The organism is Aeromonas sp. MaB10011B (assembly GCF_017939325.1).
GTDB lineage: Bacteria > Pseudomonadota > Gammaproteobacteria > Enterobacterales > Aeromonadaceae > Aeromonas > Aeromonas caviae.
The window spans coordinates 2,310-18,846 of record NZ_JAGKRK010000072.1 but is presented as its reverse complement, the minus strand read 5'-3'; the positions used below and the strand labels follow the sequence as shown (position 1 = coordinate 18,846).

Here is a 16,537-nt window from a genome sequence, read left to right as displayed (position 1 = left end):
CACACCACATCACTCATCCTCCGGCGTTTCCGGATCCCGCTTCGCCCGCGGGTGGGCACTGTCATATACCTTGGCCAGATGCTGGAAGTCGAGGTGGGTATAGATCTGGGTGGTGGAGAGATCCGCATGCCCCAGCAGCTCCTGCACCGCCCGCAGATCGCCGGAGGATTCCAGCATGTGGGTGGCGAAGCTGTGGCGCAGCTTGTGGGGATGCACGTGGGCATTGAGCGCCTGCTTGTTGCCCCAGCCGTCGAGCCGCTCCTGTACCGAGCGGGCCGAGAGCCGCTGCCTGCGCTTGGAGACGAACAATGCCTCCCCCTCGTCACCGGCCAGCAGGGGGCGTACCTTGAGCCACTTGTGCAACCACTCCACCGCCATCCGCCCGATGGGCAGCACCCGCTCCCGCGAGCCCTTGCCGATCACCCTGAGCTGGCGCTCCTCGAGCTTCACGTCCGCGAGGTTGAGCCCCACCAGCTCGGCAAGGCGCAGGCCGGAGGAGTACATCAGCTCCATGATGGCGCGATCCCGCACCGCCAGCGGATCCTGCTCGTCGGTGATGTTGAGCAGCTGGTACATCTCGTCCACGTCCAGGTTCTTGGGCAGGGGCCGCCCCTGCTTGGGGGTGACGATGCCACGCGCCGGGTTGGCGGTGAGCCGCCCCTGGCGCACCTGCCAGTCGCAGAAGCTGCGCAGGGCCGACACCTTGGTGGCAAGGGAACGGGGCGCCAGCCCCCCCTTGTGCATGCGGGTCACCAGACTGCGCACCTGGCTCGCCTCGAGCCGGGCCCAGTCGTCGACCCCGAGCTTCACCAGCTCGGCGGTCATGGCTTCCAGGTGGGCCTGATAGTTGCTGCGGGTGTGGGGGCTGAGCTGGCGCTCGACCCGCAGGTATTCGATAAAGGCGTCCAGCTCCCCCGCCAGTGCGACCGGTAGGGGGTCGGCGGCAGGGGGCGTCCTGGCAGGGGATCGGGTCGTTGCCTTAGCCACGGGCCAGCTCGGGCAGACGCAGCTGCAACAGACGCCCCAGCTGACCCAGCAGCAGGGTGTCGTTGTGGGGGGTGAAGTGGCTGGGATCCGAGCTCGCGAAGGCCAGCACGCCGAGCTCCCCGAGCCGCATCAGGGCCACCGAGTTGACCAGCACATCATTGCCAAACAGCACCTGCTTCTCGCTCTGGTTGAGGCGGCCGAAATAGTAGTCCGTGCCGGGCAGGCGCTGCCCCAGCAGTTGTTCGAGCTGTTTGCCCTGCGCCAGGAAACGCTGCTCGGGGCCGCTCAGCTGGAAATGCCTGGGATTGAGCCAGAGCCGCAGGCCGGTGAGTCGCAGCCGCTGGACGAAGGCCTTGCCCATCACGGCGCTCAGCTCGAACAAGGTCTGGCAGCCGTAGATCTCCCCGTAGAGATCCGCGTAAACCCGGAAGATCCGCTCGTTCTCGCTGGCGACCCCCATCAGTTCGGTGATCTCCTGCTCCAGCTGCTCGATGCGCTCCCGCTGTCTGTCCAGCTGGCGCTCCACCAGGGAGATGGTGCCCTTTTGCCCATGGGGAATGCGGATCTTGTCCAGCATGGCCCCGTGACGCAGGAAAAACTCGGGATAACGGGCCAGGTACTCCAGCACTGTGGCTTCATCCACCAGTGATTCCTGCCGTTTGAGTTCGCTCATAACTTGGTTGATCCATCCGAAAAAGGGGCCAAGGGCCCCGATATGATCCGTTGATGGAGCGGGATCACCCGCTCCTTGTCTACAACTCTATCTGGCCGTCAAAGACGTGCTGGGCCGGCCCCGTCATGTAGACGGGCTGACCCGGTCCCTTCCAGGCGATGGTCAGCTTGCCACCCGGCAGGGTGACGGTGACCCGCTCCTTGAGCTTGCCCTGGCTGATGCCTATCACCACGGCCGCACAGGCCCCGGTCCCGCAGGCCAGGGTCTCCCCCACCCCGCGCTCGAAGACCCGCAGCTTGATCTCGCTGGCGTTGACCATCTCCATGAAGCCGACGTTGACACGCTCGGGGAAGCGCTCGTGGCGCTCCATGATGGGTCCCAGGGTCTCCACCGGCGCATCGGCCACCGAGGGCACCTCGATGACGCAGTGAGGGTTGCCCATGGAGACGGCACCGCACATCACGGTGTGATCCTGGGCCCGCAGCAGATACGTCTTCTCCGCCTTCTGGGCACGGAACGGGATCTTGCCCGGCTCGAACTGGGGCACCCCCATGTTGACCGTGACCTGATTCTCCCCTTCTAGCTGCAGGGTGATGCGGCCCCGGGCGGTACTGACCGCGATGCGATCCCGGTTGACCAGCCCCTTGAGACGCACGAAACGGGCGAAGCAACGGGCCCCGTTGCCGCACTGTTCCACCTCGCTGCCGTCGGCATTGAAGATGCGGTAGTGGAAGTCGAGCTCGGGGTCATAGGGCGGCTCCACCAGCAACAGCTGGTCGAAGCCGATACCGAAGTGACGATCCGCCAGCTTCTTGATGATGTCGTTGCTGAAGAACACCTTCTGGGTGACGCCATCCACCACCATGAAGTCGTTACCGAGGCCGTGCATTTTGGAAAACTCAATCAACATCGCGCGTTCCTGTCTCACCGTTAATCACGCTCTCACATGGAGGAACGCTGAAAATCCATCCATCACGGCAGCAGGTGCTCGCCACGCCAGAGATCCGCCAACTGCTCCCGCTCACGGATGAGGTGCGCCTGGTCACCGTCCACCAGCACCTCGGCCGCACGGGGTCGGGTGTTGTAGTTGGAGGACATGGTAAAGCCGTAGGCGCCAGCGGAACGCACCGCCAGCAGGGAGCCCTCGGCAATCGCCAGGGTACGCTCCTTGCCGAGGAAGTCGCCGGTCTCGCACACCGGGCCCACCACGTCATAGAGTGCCTTCTCGTGGGTCGCCCGGCTGTCCACCTCGATGATGTTCATCCAGGCGCCGTAGAGGGAGGGGCGCAGCAGATCGTTCATGCCGGCGTCGATCAGGGCGAAGTTGCGGGTCTCGCCGGGTTTGAGGAACTCGACCCGGGTCAGCAGCACACCGGCGTTGGCGACGATGGCGCGGCCCGGTTCGAACAAGAGGGTCAGATCCCGGCCCGCCAGCTTCTGCTTGAGCGCCTCGGCATACTCGGTGGGGTGCGGCGGCTGCTCGGCGCCGTAGTTGACCCCCAGACCGCCGCCCACGTCCAGGTGATGGATGTGGATGCCTTCCGCCGCCAGCTCGTCGATGAGCTTGAGCAGCTTGTCCGCCGCCTCCATAAAGGGATTCAATTCAGTGAGTTGCGAGCCGATGTGGCAATCCACCCCCTTGATCTCGATGTGGGCCATGGCCGCTGCCTTGCGGTAGATGGCGGGCGCCTGTTCGATGGGGATGCCGAACTTGTTCTGCTTGAGGCCGGTGGAGATATAGGGGTGCGTGCCTGCGTCGATGTCCGGGTTGACCCGCACCGAGACCCGCGCCTTCTTGCCCATGCTGCCTGCGACCCGGTTGAGGCGCTCCAGCTCGGCTTCGGACTCCAGGTTGAAGCAGAGGATCTCTTTTTCCAGCGCAAGGCGCATCTCGGCTTCGCTCTTGGCGACGCCGGAGAAGACCACCTTGGCCGGATCACCGCCCGCCGCCAGCACCCGGGACAGCTCGCCGCCGGAGACGATGTCAAAGCCCGAACCGAGGCGTGCCAGCAGATTGAGCAGGGCCAGGTTGGAGTTGGCCTTGACCGCGTAGCAGATCAGGTGGGGAATGTCGCCAGCCGCCTGGTCGAAGGCATGCCAGTGGCGTTCCAGGGTGGCGCGGGAGTAGACATAGAGCGGAGTGCCGTACTGGTCGGCAAGCTGTTGCAGGGGAAGCTGTTCGGCCTGAAGCTGACCGTCTGCGTCGTAGTTAAAGTGATCCAAGGGGGCGGTTCCTTCCTAGATTATTGCGGCGCGGCCTCTGAGGCCGGTGTAGCGGTCGCAGGCGAGGCGGCTTGCGGTGTACTCTCTGTCTTGGGCGGTGTCTGCTCTGCAGGTGCGGGCTGTTCGGCCGGCGGCATGTAGAGCGGCCCCGTCAGGCCACAGGCGGCCAACCCGAGCGACAGCGACGCGGCAAACAGGCACTTGGTGAACTGGGTAATCATAATGGTTCGCTGCGAAAAAATTTTTGGCCCTCTATAATCGCACTCACATTGTTAAAAGCAACAGGATAAACCGATGAAGGATCACGAGTATCACGCCCTGACCGACGCCTTTTTCCAGTATGTGGAAGACACCATCGACGAGGGGTATCCGGATATCGACTGCGAACGCGCCGGCGGGGTGCTGACCCTGAGCTTCGAGAACAAGACCAAGGTCATCATCAACAAGCAGGAGCCCCTGCACCAGATCTGGGTCGCCACCCGGGAGAACGGCTTCCACTTCGAGCTGCGCGGTGACAGCTGGATCGACAACCGCTTCGGCGACGAGCTCAAGGCCCTGCTGACCCGGGCCTGCACCACCCAGGCCGGCGAGCCCGTGGTCTTCTCATGACGGATCTGCATCCCGAAGGTGCCCGCCATGCGGTGATCTGGCTGCACGGGCTGGGGGACTCCGGCGCCGGCCTCGCCCCCCTGGTGGAGGCGCTGGCCCTGCCCGCCGACCTGCCCGTCCGCCATCTGCTGCCGGATGCGCCCGAGCGCCCCATCACCATCAACATGGGCTACCGGATGCGCGGCTGGTACGACATCAAGAGCTTCGAGGATCCGGCGGATCGCGCCGTGGAGTCCCATGTCAGGGAGTCAGCGGCCCGTATCGCTTCGCTGATCGAACAGTTGGTGGCCGAGGGTTTCGCCCCCGAGCGCATCGTGCTGGCCGGCTTTTCCCAGGGGGGCGTCATCGCCTCCTTCACCGCCCTGCGCCATCCGGTGCCACTGGCAGGCCTGCTCTGCATGTCCACCTATCTGGCGGTACCCGATGCCCTGCCCGGCGAAATGAGCGAGGCGGCCCGCGCCCTGCCCATCTGCTACATGCACGGCATCTATGACGACGTGGTGAACCTCTCCATGGGCTGGGACGCCAAGAACCGGCTGGAAGCGGTGGGACTCAGCCCCGAGTGGCACGAATACCCCATGCGCCACGAGATCTGCCGCCCCCAGCTGGGCGACATTCGCAGCTGGTTGCTGGCCCGCCTAAGCGCCTGACAGCCCCCCAAATACGACAACGGCCTGCATCAGCAGGCCGTTTGCTATCTTCCCGGCGATGTTCTCAGCACATCATCCCACTTCCCGGGCCGCCCCCGGATTGTCCCGCTGCGGGCTCTGGCTGCGGTAGGGGATCACATCGAGTTTGTCACCCACCTGCACGATTTCGTAGTACTGGGGAAGGTTGAAGTTGCTGAACTGACCCGCATTGCTGAATCGCTCGTGACCCGAGGTGTAGAACCGGTTCACCCCCTGTACCAGTTCGTCCTTGTTGCCGGCGAAGTGCTGGTAGATCTCCACCCGGTTCGCCTCGTCCAGGATATAGATGTTGGTGCCTGCATCCCGGGTATCGAAGAAGAACTGCACCAACCCTTCGCTGGCGTAGGCGTCGACGATGCCGGGCAGGTGCTGGCTGTGAGTCTTGTCGAGGCGCAGCGGCAGGTGATCCAGCTTGTTGTGGGAGATGTGACGGTAGAAGTCGATGGCGTTTTCCAGCTTCTTGACCGACACCCCGCGCCGCTCGAAGAAGATGCCGTACTTCTCCTTGCCGAGCGCCAGCGTCTTGACCAGCTGCTGCTTGTCCCGGGCCAGACGCAGCTCGATGCATTCAGCCACAAGCTGCTGGAAGCGGGTGCGCACCAGGGAGCGGAAGTGCTGGCTGTAGCAGAACACCTCGATCATCTCGGGGGCCGCGGCGTCCTGGTGCATCTTGCCGAGGATGGTGGTGAGGGCGTCCACCACGGCTTCCTCTCCCTCGAAGTGCAGGGTGCGGATCTCGCTCCAGGAGTTGCGATAGACGAGATCCACGGATCCCACCAGACACTCCTGGTTGCGACCGAACGAGAAGACATCGGCGGCGTTGGCATCGAACTCGATCACCTGCCCCACCCAGTGGCTGGACGGGTCCGTCTCCAGGTTCAGGAAGATGGAGAGCTGGCGGATCTCGCACGGCCGGCTCAGGGCCAGGTTGGTCGCACGGGGATACTTGACCGGGAAGGTCCCGGAGAGATCGCGACAAAACTGATGCAGGTTGTCGATGTGCAGATCCGAGCCCTGGTTGAACAGGTGCACCCGGGACTGGGGCGTCAGCAGGCCGTTGAAATAGGCCCAGGCCACCAGCTTGCTTATGTAGCCGTTATATTCGAGCGGCGCCCGGCCGATGATGTCGGCGGGTTCGAGGGAATGCTTGTAGAGATACCAGCCGGCGCGATTCAGGCGGCCGTGGGGCACCTGTACCAGGCTGAGATCCGGCTCGCCGAGATCCGGTGCAATCTTGAGGTTGATGCGCTGCACCTTGCCCGGCAGGCTCTCGAATGCGGCATAGAGCTTGCGCGACAGGATGCCGATGTCTTCCGGGTTGATGGACTCGCTGATGTTGTTGCGCCGGGCGAACTGGATGAGATTGCGGTAGCTCTGCATCAGGGCCTCCAACAACTCGGCGTAGGCCACCTTGACGTCCTCGACCTTCCACTCCTGGCGGTGATCAAGGTGGTAAAGTCGCTCCGGACTCCAGCCCCAGTAGGCCACCAGCTGGGCCATCTGCTCCCGGCGCCAGTCCGGGGAGTGATCTTCCTTGGGATGGCTCAGCCCGTCGCACACCTTCAGATAGAAGCAGCGACGCACCAGATCGAGGCGCTGCATGTCGCCGATGGACTTGAGGTAGTTGGTCACCTTGTCCAGCATCAGGCAGTAGTTGTCGAGGCGGTAGTGCATCCCCTCGTTGTGCTGGAACCAGTCGCGACTGGTCACCGACAGCAGCCGGGTGTTGGGATACTCGTGGGAGTAGGCCTCCATCAGCACCGACTTGAGCACCGCCTTGTAGGGGGAGTCGATCCCCTTGTAGAGCTGCCACAGGGCGGAGCCGAAATACTCCTCGGCAGGAATGCGATCAAAGCCCCCCAGATCGAGCCAGTCATCCTGGCTCAACTTGCCGTGGGCAAACAGGCCATTGACGTAGTCGTCGTAGTGATCGTCATATTCGGCCGGCACCAGATACCAGAGCAGCCGCTTGCCGGCGATGTGCATGGCACTGCGGTAGAACTCGTCAAGCAGCAGCAGGTGCTGGGCGCTGCCGCAGCTCTCCCCCTGCATCTGGGCATCGTTGCGCTGACGGAACTTGTCTTCGGGGATCAGGAAGAAGTTGAGATCGACCCCCCGCTGCTCGGCCCACATGGAGAGGTGCTGGCACTTCTGTTCCAGCAGGGCGAGGCGCTCGCTCGACAGACCAGCCACATGACAGACCCAGATGTCGAGATCCGAGTGGCAGCACTGACCGATGGAGGAGGTGCTCCCCATAGAGTAGAGGCCCTGGATGGACTTGTCGTGGGTACTGAGACCGCCCTGGCAGTTGGCGTTCTGGCAGAGATCCTGGATGAAGGCCTGCTGGGCCTCGTTGGCGACAAAACTCCAGATACCATGAGGCACATCCCCTGCCACATAACCGGGCAACAGGGGGTGATTGAAGTGCAGCATGACAGGCAGCAAGTGGAAAACCTGCTGCCCGTAGCGACTCATGAGATCCAGCGCTCGTTGCGTCTTGAGACGATTGAGTTCGTCGTAGCGCGCCACCAGCGTGTCGAGTTTAACCAGCAATGCCCTACCTATGGGGAAGAGAAATGACGCACCAAAACGGGGAGACGTCAAAAAAGTGTGATCATGTTAACAATGCAAACAGCAGTGGTAAACAAGCCCGCACACAATCACCGGATTATTTCTGACCCCGTCCGTAACGGTATCAACGGAAAGCAATAAAGCTGCTTATTTTCAATGGCTTAAAATCAATTATTGGCTGAATGAAAATAATTTTCAGCCCCCGTTTTTGAGCTTGGCCCCGCTTTTGCGGGCTGCGCCATGAAAGCCCCTGCAAAGGGTGGTAAGATCGTTTTCCTCTCAAAAGATGAAACAACTGATTGATATGGCAGCCCGAACCCTGAAAATTGCCACTCGAAAGAGCCCACTGGCCCTGTGGCAGGCCAATTTTGTGAAAGATCGGCTGGAGGCACTCCATCCGGATCTGCAGGTCGAACTGGTGCCCATGAGCACCCAGGGTGACAAGATCCTCGACACCCCCCTCGCCAAGGTCGGCGGCAAGGGGTTGTTCGTCAAGGAGCTGGAGACTGCCATGCTGGAAGGGCGTGCCGACATCGCTGTCCACTCCATGAAAGACGTACCTGTGGAGTTCCCCGACGGGCTCGGCCTGCACACCATCTGTGAGCGCGAAGACCCACGTGATGCCTTTGTTTCCAACCATTTCAACCAGATAGACGAGCTGCCTCAAGGGGCCGTGGTCGGCACCTCCAGCCTGCGCCGTCAGTGCCAGCTGCGCGCTGCCCGCCCTGATCTCGTGATCCGCGACCTGAGGGGCAACGTCAACACCCGCCTCGCCAAGCTGGATGCCGGTGAATATGACGCCATCATCCTGGCCGCCGCCGGCCTGAAACGACTGGAGATGGCCCATCGCATCGCCGCCTTCATCGAACCCGAGCAGAGCCTGCCCGCCAACGGCCAGGGGGCGGTCGGCATCGAATGCCGCCTGGATGATGTTGAGCTGCACGCCCTGCTGGCGCCGCTCGAACACCCCGAGACCCGCATCCGGGTGCTGACCGAGCGCGCCATGAACCGCGCCCTGCAAGGTGGCTGTCAGGTGCCCATCGGGGCCTATGCCCTGGTACAGGGAGAAGAGGTATGGCTGCGCGGCCTGGTGGGCAGCCCGGATGGCAGCCACGTCATTCGCGATGAGATCCGCGGCCCCCTGGCAGAGGGCGAGGCGCTGGGCCACACCCTGGCCCAGCGCCTGCTGGCCGCCGGCGCCGACGTTATCCTGGCCGAGGTCTACCGGGCATGAGTGCAGCACAGCCAGGTTCACGGTCATCTGCCTGGAGCGCCGCCTGATGGTCCCCCTGGTGGTGCGCCCGGCCGCCCAGGCCAACCAGCTGGTGCAGATGCTGCACCAGCTGGGTCATGCACCGCTCTGCTGTCCGTTGCTGGAAACCCGGCCAGGATGCGACCTCCCTCACCTGGGTGACATGCTGCGAGAGGCGGACCTCGTTATCGCCGTCAGCATGCATGCCGTTCATTTTGCACATCATTTTCTGTTGCAAACTGGTCAGACCTGGCCACATATTGATTACTTTGCAGTCGGCCAGGCGAGTGCGGATGCCTTCGCCGAGGCGGGCATCCAGGCCCTGTGCCCGGCCGATCCCCGCAGTGAAGGGCTGCTGGCCCTGCCGGCGCTGCAAGGGGTGAGTGGCCGCCGGGTGCTGATCCTGCGCGGCAACGACGGGCGGGATCTCATCGCCCGGACGCTGGCCTCACGGGGCGCACTGGTGCACTATTGTGCCACCTATGAGCGCCACTACCCCGATCTTGACGGGGACGCATTGACCCGCCACTGGCAGGCAGCCGGGCTCGACAGCCTGCTCATCACCAGTGGCGAATTGTTGCAGCGGTTGCTGGCCCTGGTGCCCGGCCCGCAGCACCCCTGGCTTTATGACCGCCTGCTGGTGGTGCCCAGTCCCCGGGTGGCCGAGATGGCAGAAGGGGCTGGTTTTACCCGTATCGTGATTGCCCAAGGTGCATCCAACCAGGCTCTGGTGGCCGCCCTGGAACTGAGGAAGATGGAATGACTGAACAGCAAGAAGTCCAGCCGAGTGCCGCGGCCACCGTGGCCGACAACAACAAGCCCGCTCCCGGAACAACAGGGAGCAAGAAGGGCAGCTCTGGCACCGTGCTTGGCGGCATCGCCATCCTGCTGGCCCTGGGGCTGGCCGGTGGTCTCTATGTGCACGGACACCAGAACGCCGTTGCCCAGCAGGCCGAACTGGTAGCCCTCAAGCAGCAACTGGCCGACGCCATGACCAGGATTGATCAGGGCAGCAGCAAGGATGCCGAACAGATCGGTGCCCTCGGCAAGAGCCAGCAGCAGTTGCAGGAGGCGCTGGACGCCTTGCAGACCAAGGTGCTGGATCTGGACGACAAGCGCCCCAATGACTGGATGCTGGCCGAATCCGAATACCTGGTGCGCATGGCGGGCCGCAAGCTGTGGCTCGAACACGACATCGTCTCCGCCATCACATTGCTCGGCAACGCCGACGAGCGCATCAAGGCACTCAACGACCCCAGCCTGATGCCCATTCGCAAGGCGCTGGCGGAAGACATCGCCAAGCTCAAGGGGATGCCGCGAGTCGATCGCGAGGGGTTGACCCTGAAGCTGGCCGCCCTCTCGGACCAGATCGAGCTGCTGCCCCTCTCCACCGTCAGCATGCCGGAAGCCAAGAGCGAGCCCGACCAGACCGTCAGCACCAACCCGGACGAGTGGCAGAGCAACCTGAAGAAGAACTGGGTCAAGTTCACCGAAAACTTCATCACCATTCGTCGCCGCGATGGCGCCGTGGAAGCCCTGCTCTCCCCGCAGCAGGAGATCTTCCTGCGGGAGAACCTCAAGACCAAGCTGCTGCAGGCCCAGCTCGCCGTCTATCGTGAACAGCAGTCCCTCTATGTCGACAGCCTGGAGAAGGCCCAGCGCTGGCTGACCCAGTATTTCGATGCCGACAACAGCGCCACCCAGTACATGCAGTCCGAGCTCGACAAGCTCAAAGGCGAGCAGATCCAGTTTGACTACCCGGATCAGTTCAAGACCCAGACCATGCTGGAACAGGTGCTGACCGAACGCCTGCAACGCATCCTGGCCGGCAACTGAGGAGGAGACCATGATTCGTCTGATCGTCATAGTCGCCGTGATGGTGGCGGGCCTCATCTTCGGTCCCGAAGCCTCCGGCAACAAGGGCTATGTGCTCATCTCGCTGGGCAACTACACGGTGGAATCCTCGGTCACCAGCGCGGTGATCCTGGCGGTGCTGTTCTACGGTGCCCTGCTCATCGTGGAATGGGTGCTGGCCCGCCTGTTCGGCCTGCGCCGCAAGACCCAGGGCTGGTTCGGCTCGCGCCGCCGCCGCAAGGCCAACCTGCAAACCGTCAATGCCACCCTGGCCATGGCCGAGGGGCACTACAACCAGGCCGAGAAGCTCCTCATCAAGGGCGCAGACAACAGCGACACCCCGCTGCTCAACTACCTGAGCGCCGCCCGGGTGGCCCAGGCCCGGGGCGATGACGTGCGCCGGGATCACTACCTGCAGAAAGCTCAGGAAGAGAACCCCAAGGCAGAGCTGGCACTGACCCTGATCCAGACCCAGTTGCAGATTGAGCAGGGCCAGTACGACAGCGCCCTCGGTCGCCTCGAGTCCATCTATGCCCTCAACCCGCGCCACCCCATGGTGCTGGATCAGCTGCGTCAGGTGTATCTGGCCCGTGAAGACTGGGCGGCCCTCATCGATCTCGCCCCTGCCCTGCGCAAGGTGGGCAAGCTGACCGCTCAGCAGGAAGAGACCCTGCTGCACCAGGCGTGGTGCGGTCGTCTGGAGGCCGCCAGCGGCTCCCTCGACACCCTGCGCACGGTCTGGCAGGGTCTGCCCCGCAAACAGCGCCAGGATCCCGTGCTGCTGGCCAGTTACGGGGATCGCCTGCGCCGATTGGGGGCCGATGCCGAAGCCGCCGATCTCTGGCTGGAGGCCCTGCGCAAGGATCCCTCCCCCGAGCTGTTCGCCCGTCTGCCCAAGCTCAAACTGGACGACTACCAGCCCATGCTGACCCTGCTCAGAAAGATCCAGGATCAACCGGGCGCCGAAGCGGCGCTGGCCCGGGTCTGCCTGCTGGCCGGTCAGCTGGACGACGCCCAGCGGCTGCTGGAGCAGGAAGTGGCGAAGGCGCCTGATGCCGCCCTCTACCACGCCCTCGGCCAGGTGATGGACAAGCGCCGCCTGACCAACAAGGCCAACGAGTACTACCGCCAGGCATTGCAGCTGGCCGACGTCTGATCGGCGCATCTGCCTGAATATGGTTTGCATCTTCTCCTCCGAATAGATGGAGATCTCGATGGGACAGGGCGTAAACGAACACAACACAATTACTCTGATTTTTAAACTGGCCCTGGTCGAGCAGATTGAAGAAGGCAAGCTCACCTATAAACAGACGCAGACGCGTTATGACACTCAGGGCCGCTCTACCTGAGCTAGGTGACGCACACCTTCTCACGCAAAATAGTGGCAACTAAGAGATGAATGCCGAGTCGATGGTGATCGAGAAAACACTGAAGCAACAACGTGACCACGGAGAGCTTATTCATCATTCGGACCACCAGGTGCAGTATTGTTCGGGGTTGTATCAGTCATTGCATGAACAACACGGGGTCAAATGCTTGATGACAGATACTCATAACTGTCACCAAAATGCACTGAGATCTTGAAAAGAGAGTCACTGCTGCAAAGCCTGCAGAGGCTGGCGCAGGCGGGGAAAAGTGCGAAAGGCAGTGGATACTTATAACCTGGAGCAACCGCATCAGGCATTGAAATACAGAACCCCTGATGTGACGCATCGGGGGTTCTGAGTGCTAAAAGCTAGCTGAAAATGTGTAGACCTATCTCAGGACTAGACACCATAGTCCAGATCGGACGGAGGGGATCAGTGCCCCGCCAGTTTCATCTGCTCGACCAGTACGGAACCGGTCTTGAGGCTGGAACGCTCATCCTCATCACTGCCCACCGCCACGATATGGCTGAACATGTCGGCTAGATTGCCTGCAATGGTGATCTCCTCCACAGGATAGAGGATCTCGCCATTTTCAACCCAGAAACCGGCTGCGCCGCGGGAGTAATCACCATTGACGATGTTGACCCCCTGCCCCATCAGCTCGGTCACCAGCAGCCCGGTACCCATCTCCTTGAGCATGCCCTGGAAGTCCTGGCCGGTATTGGAGACCTGCCAGTTATGGATGCCCCCAGCGTGGCCCGTGGTGGTCAGGCCCAGTTTGCGGGCGGAGTAGGAGGTGAGCAGCCAGCTCATCAGCTCGCCGTTGCGGATGATGTCCATGTCGCGGGTGCGAACCCCTTCCCCGTCGAACGGGGTGCTGGCAAGTCCTCCCGGCAAGTGGGGGAACTCCTGGATGGTGAGCCACTCGGGCAGGATCTGCTTGCCCAGTTTGTCCAGCAGGAAGCTCGACTTGCGATAGAGGTTCCCCCCACTGATGGCCATCACCAGATGGCCCCACAGACCGGCAGCGGTATCGGGGTGGAATAGCACAGGCGCATGGCGGGTGCTGATCTTGCGAGCCCCCAGGCGGGAAACAGTGCGCTCCACCGCCTCGTCAGCGATGCGCTGGGGGCTCCACAGCCCGTCCAGGGAGCGGCTGGAGGAGTAGCCGTAGTCGCGCTGCATGTCGCCATCCTGCTCGCCGATCAGTACGCAGCTCAGGGAGTTGCGCGATGCAGCATAGCCTTTGACGAAGCCGTGGCTGTTGCCATAAACCTTGACGCCCAGGTGGCTGGAGAAACTGGCTCCATCGGAGTGCTTGATGCGGGCATCCCGTCCCAAGGCCAGCCGCTCGCACTCGATGGCCAGCGCGATGCCACGCTGGGGATCCAGCTCGATTTGGTGGCACAGTTGCAGGTCCGGGGCATCCCAGGCCAGCAGATCCGCATCCGCAAGACCGGCGCAGTCATCGGGAGAGGTGTGGCGGGCGATCTCCATGGCCGCTTCCACGGCGGCGCGAATGGCCGGCTTGGTCAGATCCGTGGTGGAGGAGGACCCCTTGCAACCGTCGCGATAGACGGCGATGCCGAGTGCGCCATCCTTGTTGAATTCGATGCTTTCCAGCTCGCAGCCCCGGGTGTTCACCGAGAGGCCGGTCTGTTTGCTGATGGAGACTTCGGCAAGCCCGGCGCCCAGCCCTTTCGCTATCTCAAGGGCCTCGGCGACCACGGCCTCGAGATGGGATTGATCCTGGCGGATTTGATCTTGCTGGTCCATAACTCACATCTGTATGAAGGGAAGGAAAGGGGCTAAGCATATCAGACCCCTGCGCCCAGCGGGAGAAGCTGGTAACATATCCGCCAAACGTGAATGACAGGAATACAGAGACCGATGAGTCAATATCAAGACGACAACGAGTGGGAAGACTGGGGCCCTAGCAAGAGCCAACTCAAGCGTGATGCCGAGGCATTGCAGAAGATGGGGGAAGAGATCGTCTCCCTGAGTCACAGCGAGCTGGAGAAGATCCCCCTGGATGAAGAGCTTGCCGAAGCGGTCGAGCTGGGCCGCAAGCTCAAGCCGAAGAAGGATGAGTCCTTCCGCCGCCATCTCCAGTTCATCGGCCGTCTGATGCGTAGCCGCGATATCGCCCCCATCGAAGAGGCCCTCTCCATCATCAAGATGCGTCACTCCACCGTGAACGCCCGCCTGCACCGCCTCGAACAGTGGCGTGAGCGGCTGATCACCGAAGGCGACAGCGCCCTTAACGAGCTGATGTCCCAGTTCCACGAGCTGGATCGCCAGAAGCTGCGCCAGTTGATCCGCACCGCCAACAAGGAGCGGGAGCTGAACAAGCCGCCGGTAGCCTATCGCGAGATGTACCAGTACCTGCGCGGTGAAATTGAAGATCTGTTGTAAGTGATGACTCACGTCCACCTCATGGCGGCGTGCAGTACACAATCAAACGGGGCCGAAATGGCCCCGTTTTTTCATGCGATGTCCGCTCAGCTGCCCGCCATGCACTGGGTGTGAGTAGCGGGTTGCAGATAGGGTACCAGCAGGGGGGCCATCCCCTTGAGCACCTGTACAGGCAGCGCCGACGTGAAGCGGAACTTGTCGGACTGGCTGCCGGGTACATAGGCCGTCAGCGTGCCGAAGTGATCATCCCCGATGTAGAAGACGAAAGTCGCAGTCCGGTTGCGAGCCAGTGAACTGGTCACATTGCCGTAGCGACCAACCGTCTCGATCCGGTTGTCCCCGGTCCCCGTCTTGCCCCCCAGGGCCAGGACAGTACCATCCTGCAAGGCGAAGGCCCCGGCGATACGCCGCGCCGTCCCCCCTTCCACCACCTTGGAGAGTGCATTGCGCAAGGCGTTGGCCACCTCGGCAGGCATCACCCGCTCCCCCTGGGTGTTCGCCGGCTCAAAGACGGTGGCGAAGGGGGTCCCCTTGGCAAAGGAGAGGTGCTCGATGCGCAAAGTCGGTGCACGAATGCCGCCGTTCTGGATGATCCCCATCAGCTCGGCCAACGCTGCAGGACGATCGCCCGAGCTGCCCAGTGCGGTCGCCAGGGACGGAACCAGGTGATCGAACGGGTAGCCCAGGCGAGCCCAGCGCTGATGGATGTCGAGGAAGGCCTCAACCTCCAGCATGGTGCGGATCCGGCTATCCCGGGCACTGCGATGACGGGTCTTGAACAGCCAGCTGTAGACCTCCTGACGCTCGTCACGGCTGGCGGTTACCGCATCGGTAAAGGTGGCCTTGTCAAACTCCTTGAGATAGGCAAGCAACCACAGCTCAAGTGGATGCACCCGTGCGATATAACCTTGATCCGGCAGAGAATATTTGCCAGGGCCGTAATTGGTATAGAGCTGCTCGATGCGCTTCTCGGTCAATTTCTCCCGCGGCAGGCGCTTGGCCAGGAAAGCGGCAAAGTCGGCCTGGGAGGCTTCCGGCATCAGATAGCGATGCACGGCGGCGAGACGCACCGCGCTGGGTTTGAGACCATCGAGGAAGGTATCGAGCTGCTCTTCTGCACTCTTGCCACGATATTTGCGCCAGAACCTCAGCAGGTAGGTCTGGCCCTCCTTGTCAGCAAACTTGGCCAGGTACTCGGTACGGCGAGGATCCCTGTCATCTTTCAACAACTGGGCACGATTTCCCTCCTTGTAGAGGCTGTAGCGGACGATGTCCCGCATCAAGCGCACGAAGGGCAGGTTGATGGATTCCCGCAGCGCATCGCGAATGGGCGGGATGCGACCGTTGTCTTCCTTGCGGAAGTTGTTGAAGGTGTGCATGCCACCGCCGGTAAAGAAGCCTTCATAGGGACTTGCGGAATACTTGCGGTCCAGTGCGGCCTCCAGCATCACCGGCAGGCTTCTGTCCTTGGCACTCATCAGATAGGCGATGGCCCAGCGGCTGATGTTGTCCTGATCGGACACTTCGATCTTTCGCAGGCTCTCCACCGGCATATTGCCGTAGCTGTCATGCAACTCGGTGACAATCTCGAGATAGGTGGTCAGCACCCGCAACTTGGCGGTGGATCCCAGTTCAAGCTTGCTGCCCTCGTTGATATCGAACGGCTGGTCCGTGTTGTCGGTCTGCACCCTCACCTTGACCCCTTCCGGCGTCTTCTCGAACAGGGTAAAGCTGTACTTCACATCACCCGTCTTCTCCGGCGAGAGCAGGCGCTCACCGAACAGGCCCACCTGGGCTGCGAATGCAGGGTCTGCCAGTTGCTGCAGATACCGTGACACCTCGTTCTGCAGCGGCATATTGAGGGTGGTGTTGGCCATCAGATCCATGCGATCCAGGT

Annotated in this window: 15 protein-coding genes and 2 pseudogenes; 9 read left to right on the top strand and 8 right to left on the bottom strand. The window is 62.3% G+C overall.

The genetic code is table 11. The annotated features are described in order from the left end of the window. Nucleotides 1-9 precede the first annotated feature (9 nt). From xerC to J9893_RS14380, 5 genes are all read right to left on the bottom strand, one after another. Nucleotides 10-987 carry a tyrosine recombinase XerC gene (xerC, locus tag J9893_RS14400; protein WP_069785411.1) on the bottom strand — a complete coding sequence of 326 codons (978 nt, stop codon included), beginning with the start codon at nt 985-987 and terminating at the stop codon, nt 10-12. Further along, the gene (locus J9893_RS14395; protein WP_185975501.1) at nt 980-1,660 is read right to left on the bottom strand and encodes a DUF484 family protein; all 681 of its coding nucleotides are present in this window, start codon (nt 1,658-1,660) and stop codon (nt 980-982) included. Before J9893_RS14395 ends, xerC begins: the two co-directional genes overlap by 8 nt. Nucleotides 1,661-1,739: 79 nt before the next feature. Then, nucleotides 1,740-2,570 (bottom strand): diaminopimelate epimerase, encoded by an 831-nt coding sequence (gene dapF, locus J9893_RS14390; protein ID WP_210599864.1) that lies wholly within the window; start codon nt 2,568-2,570, stop codon nt 1,740-1,742. 62 nt (nt 2,571-2,632) lie between these two features. Then, on the bottom strand, nt 2,633-3,883 hold the full coding sequence (lysA, locus tag J9893_RS14385) for a diaminopimelate decarboxylase (RefSeq protein WP_039039806.1): 1,251 nt from the start codon (nt 3,881-3,883) through the stop codon (nt 2,633-2,635). 20 nt (nt 3,884-3,903) lie between these two features. Continuing rightward, complete coding sequence (locus tag J9893_RS14380) at nt 3,904-4,104, bottom strand: lipoprotein (protein WP_082180910.1); 201 nt, start codon at nt 4,102-4,104, stop codon at nt 3,904-3,906. Nucleotides 4,105-4,177: 73 nt separating this feature from the next. Between J9893_RS14380 and cyaY the strand changes: the two genes are divergently transcribed. Next, complete coding sequence (cyaY, locus tag J9893_RS14375) at nt 4,178-4,492, top strand: iron donor protein CyaY (RefSeq protein WP_010672698.1); 315 nt, start codon at nt 4,178-4,180, stop codon at nt 4,490-4,492. Next, complete coding sequence (locus J9893_RS14370; RefSeq protein WP_143236986.1) at nt 4,489-5,142, top strand: alpha/beta fold hydrolase; 654 nt, start codon at nt 4,489-4,491, stop codon at nt 5,140-5,142. The genes cyaY and J9893_RS14370 overlap by 4 nt, the downstream gene beginning before the upstream one ends. A 72-nt stretch (nt 5,143-5,214) precedes the next feature. Here the strand turns inward: J9893_RS14370 and J9893_RS14365 are convergent, their stop codons facing one another. Beyond that, the gene (locus J9893_RS14365) at nt 5,215-7,734 is read right to left on the bottom strand and encodes a class I adenylate cyclase (RefSeq protein ID WP_143236985.1); all 2,520 of its coding nucleotides are present in this window, start codon (nt 7,732-7,734) and stop codon (nt 5,215-5,217) included. A 322-nt stretch (nt 7,735-8,056) separates the two neighbouring features. Between J9893_RS14365 and hemC the strand changes: the two genes are divergently transcribed. From hemC to J9893_RS21775, 6 genes and pseudogenes are all read left to right on the top strand, one after another. After that, entirely contained in the window at nt 8,057-8,986 is a 930-nt protein-coding gene (hemC, locus tag J9893_RS14360; protein ID WP_042865387.1) for a hydroxymethylbilane synthase, read from the top strand. Between the two features lie 46 nt (nt 8,987-9,032). Then, on the top strand, nt 9,033-9,767 hold the full coding sequence (locus tag J9893_RS14355; protein ID WP_039039810.1) for a uroporphyrinogen-III synthase: 735 nt from the start codon (nt 9,033-9,035) through the stop codon (nt 9,765-9,767). Next, a complete protein-coding gene (locus J9893_RS14350) occupies nt 9,764-10,840 on the top strand; it encodes a uroporphyrinogen-III C-methyltransferase (protein ID WP_039039811.1) in 1,077 nt (358 codons plus the stop codon). Before J9893_RS14355 ends, J9893_RS14350 begins: the two co-directional genes overlap by 4 nt. Nucleotides 10,841-10,850: 10 nt before the next feature. Then, complete coding sequence (locus J9893_RS14345; protein WP_069785406.1) at nt 10,851-12,014, top strand: heme biosynthesis HemY N-terminal domain-containing protein; 1,164 nt, start codon at nt 10,851-10,853, stop codon at nt 12,012-12,014. A gap of 58 nt (nt 12,015-12,072) precedes the next feature. Next, a complete protein-coding gene (locus J9893_RS21980) occupies nt 12,073-12,207 on the top strand; it encodes a hypothetical protein (protein ID WP_010672691.1) in 135 nt (44 codons plus the stop codon). Further along, a pseudogene (locus J9893_RS21775) lies at nt 12,189-12,583 on the top strand (integrase core domain-containing protein); the annotation flags it as partial. The gene J9893_RS21980 and the pseudogene J9893_RS21775, both read left to right, overlap by 19 nt. Before the next feature lie 74 nt (nt 12,584-12,657). Here J9893_RS21775 and pmbA read toward each other — a convergent pair. Further along, nucleotides 12,658-14,001: a metalloprotease PmbA gene (gene pmbA, locus J9893_RS14340; RefSeq protein ID WP_010672690.1), complete on the bottom strand. Its 1,344-nt coding sequence runs from the start codon at nt 13,999-14,001 to the stop codon at nt 12,658-12,660. Nucleotides 14,002-14,115: 114 nt separating this feature from the next. Between pmbA and yjgA the strand changes: the two genes are divergently transcribed. Further along, nucleotides 14,116-14,640 (top strand): ribosome biogenesis factor YjgA, encoded by a 525-nt coding sequence (gene yjgA / locus J9893_RS14335; RefSeq protein WP_282597916.1) that lies wholly within the window; start codon nt 14,116-14,118, stop codon nt 14,638-14,640. Between the two features lie 86 nt (nt 14,641-14,726). On the opposite strand, the pseudogene J9893_RS14330 reads toward yjgA, so the two are convergent. Further along, nucleotides 14,727-16,537: pseudogene (locus tag J9893_RS14330) on the bottom strand (penicillin-binding protein); the annotation flags it as partial.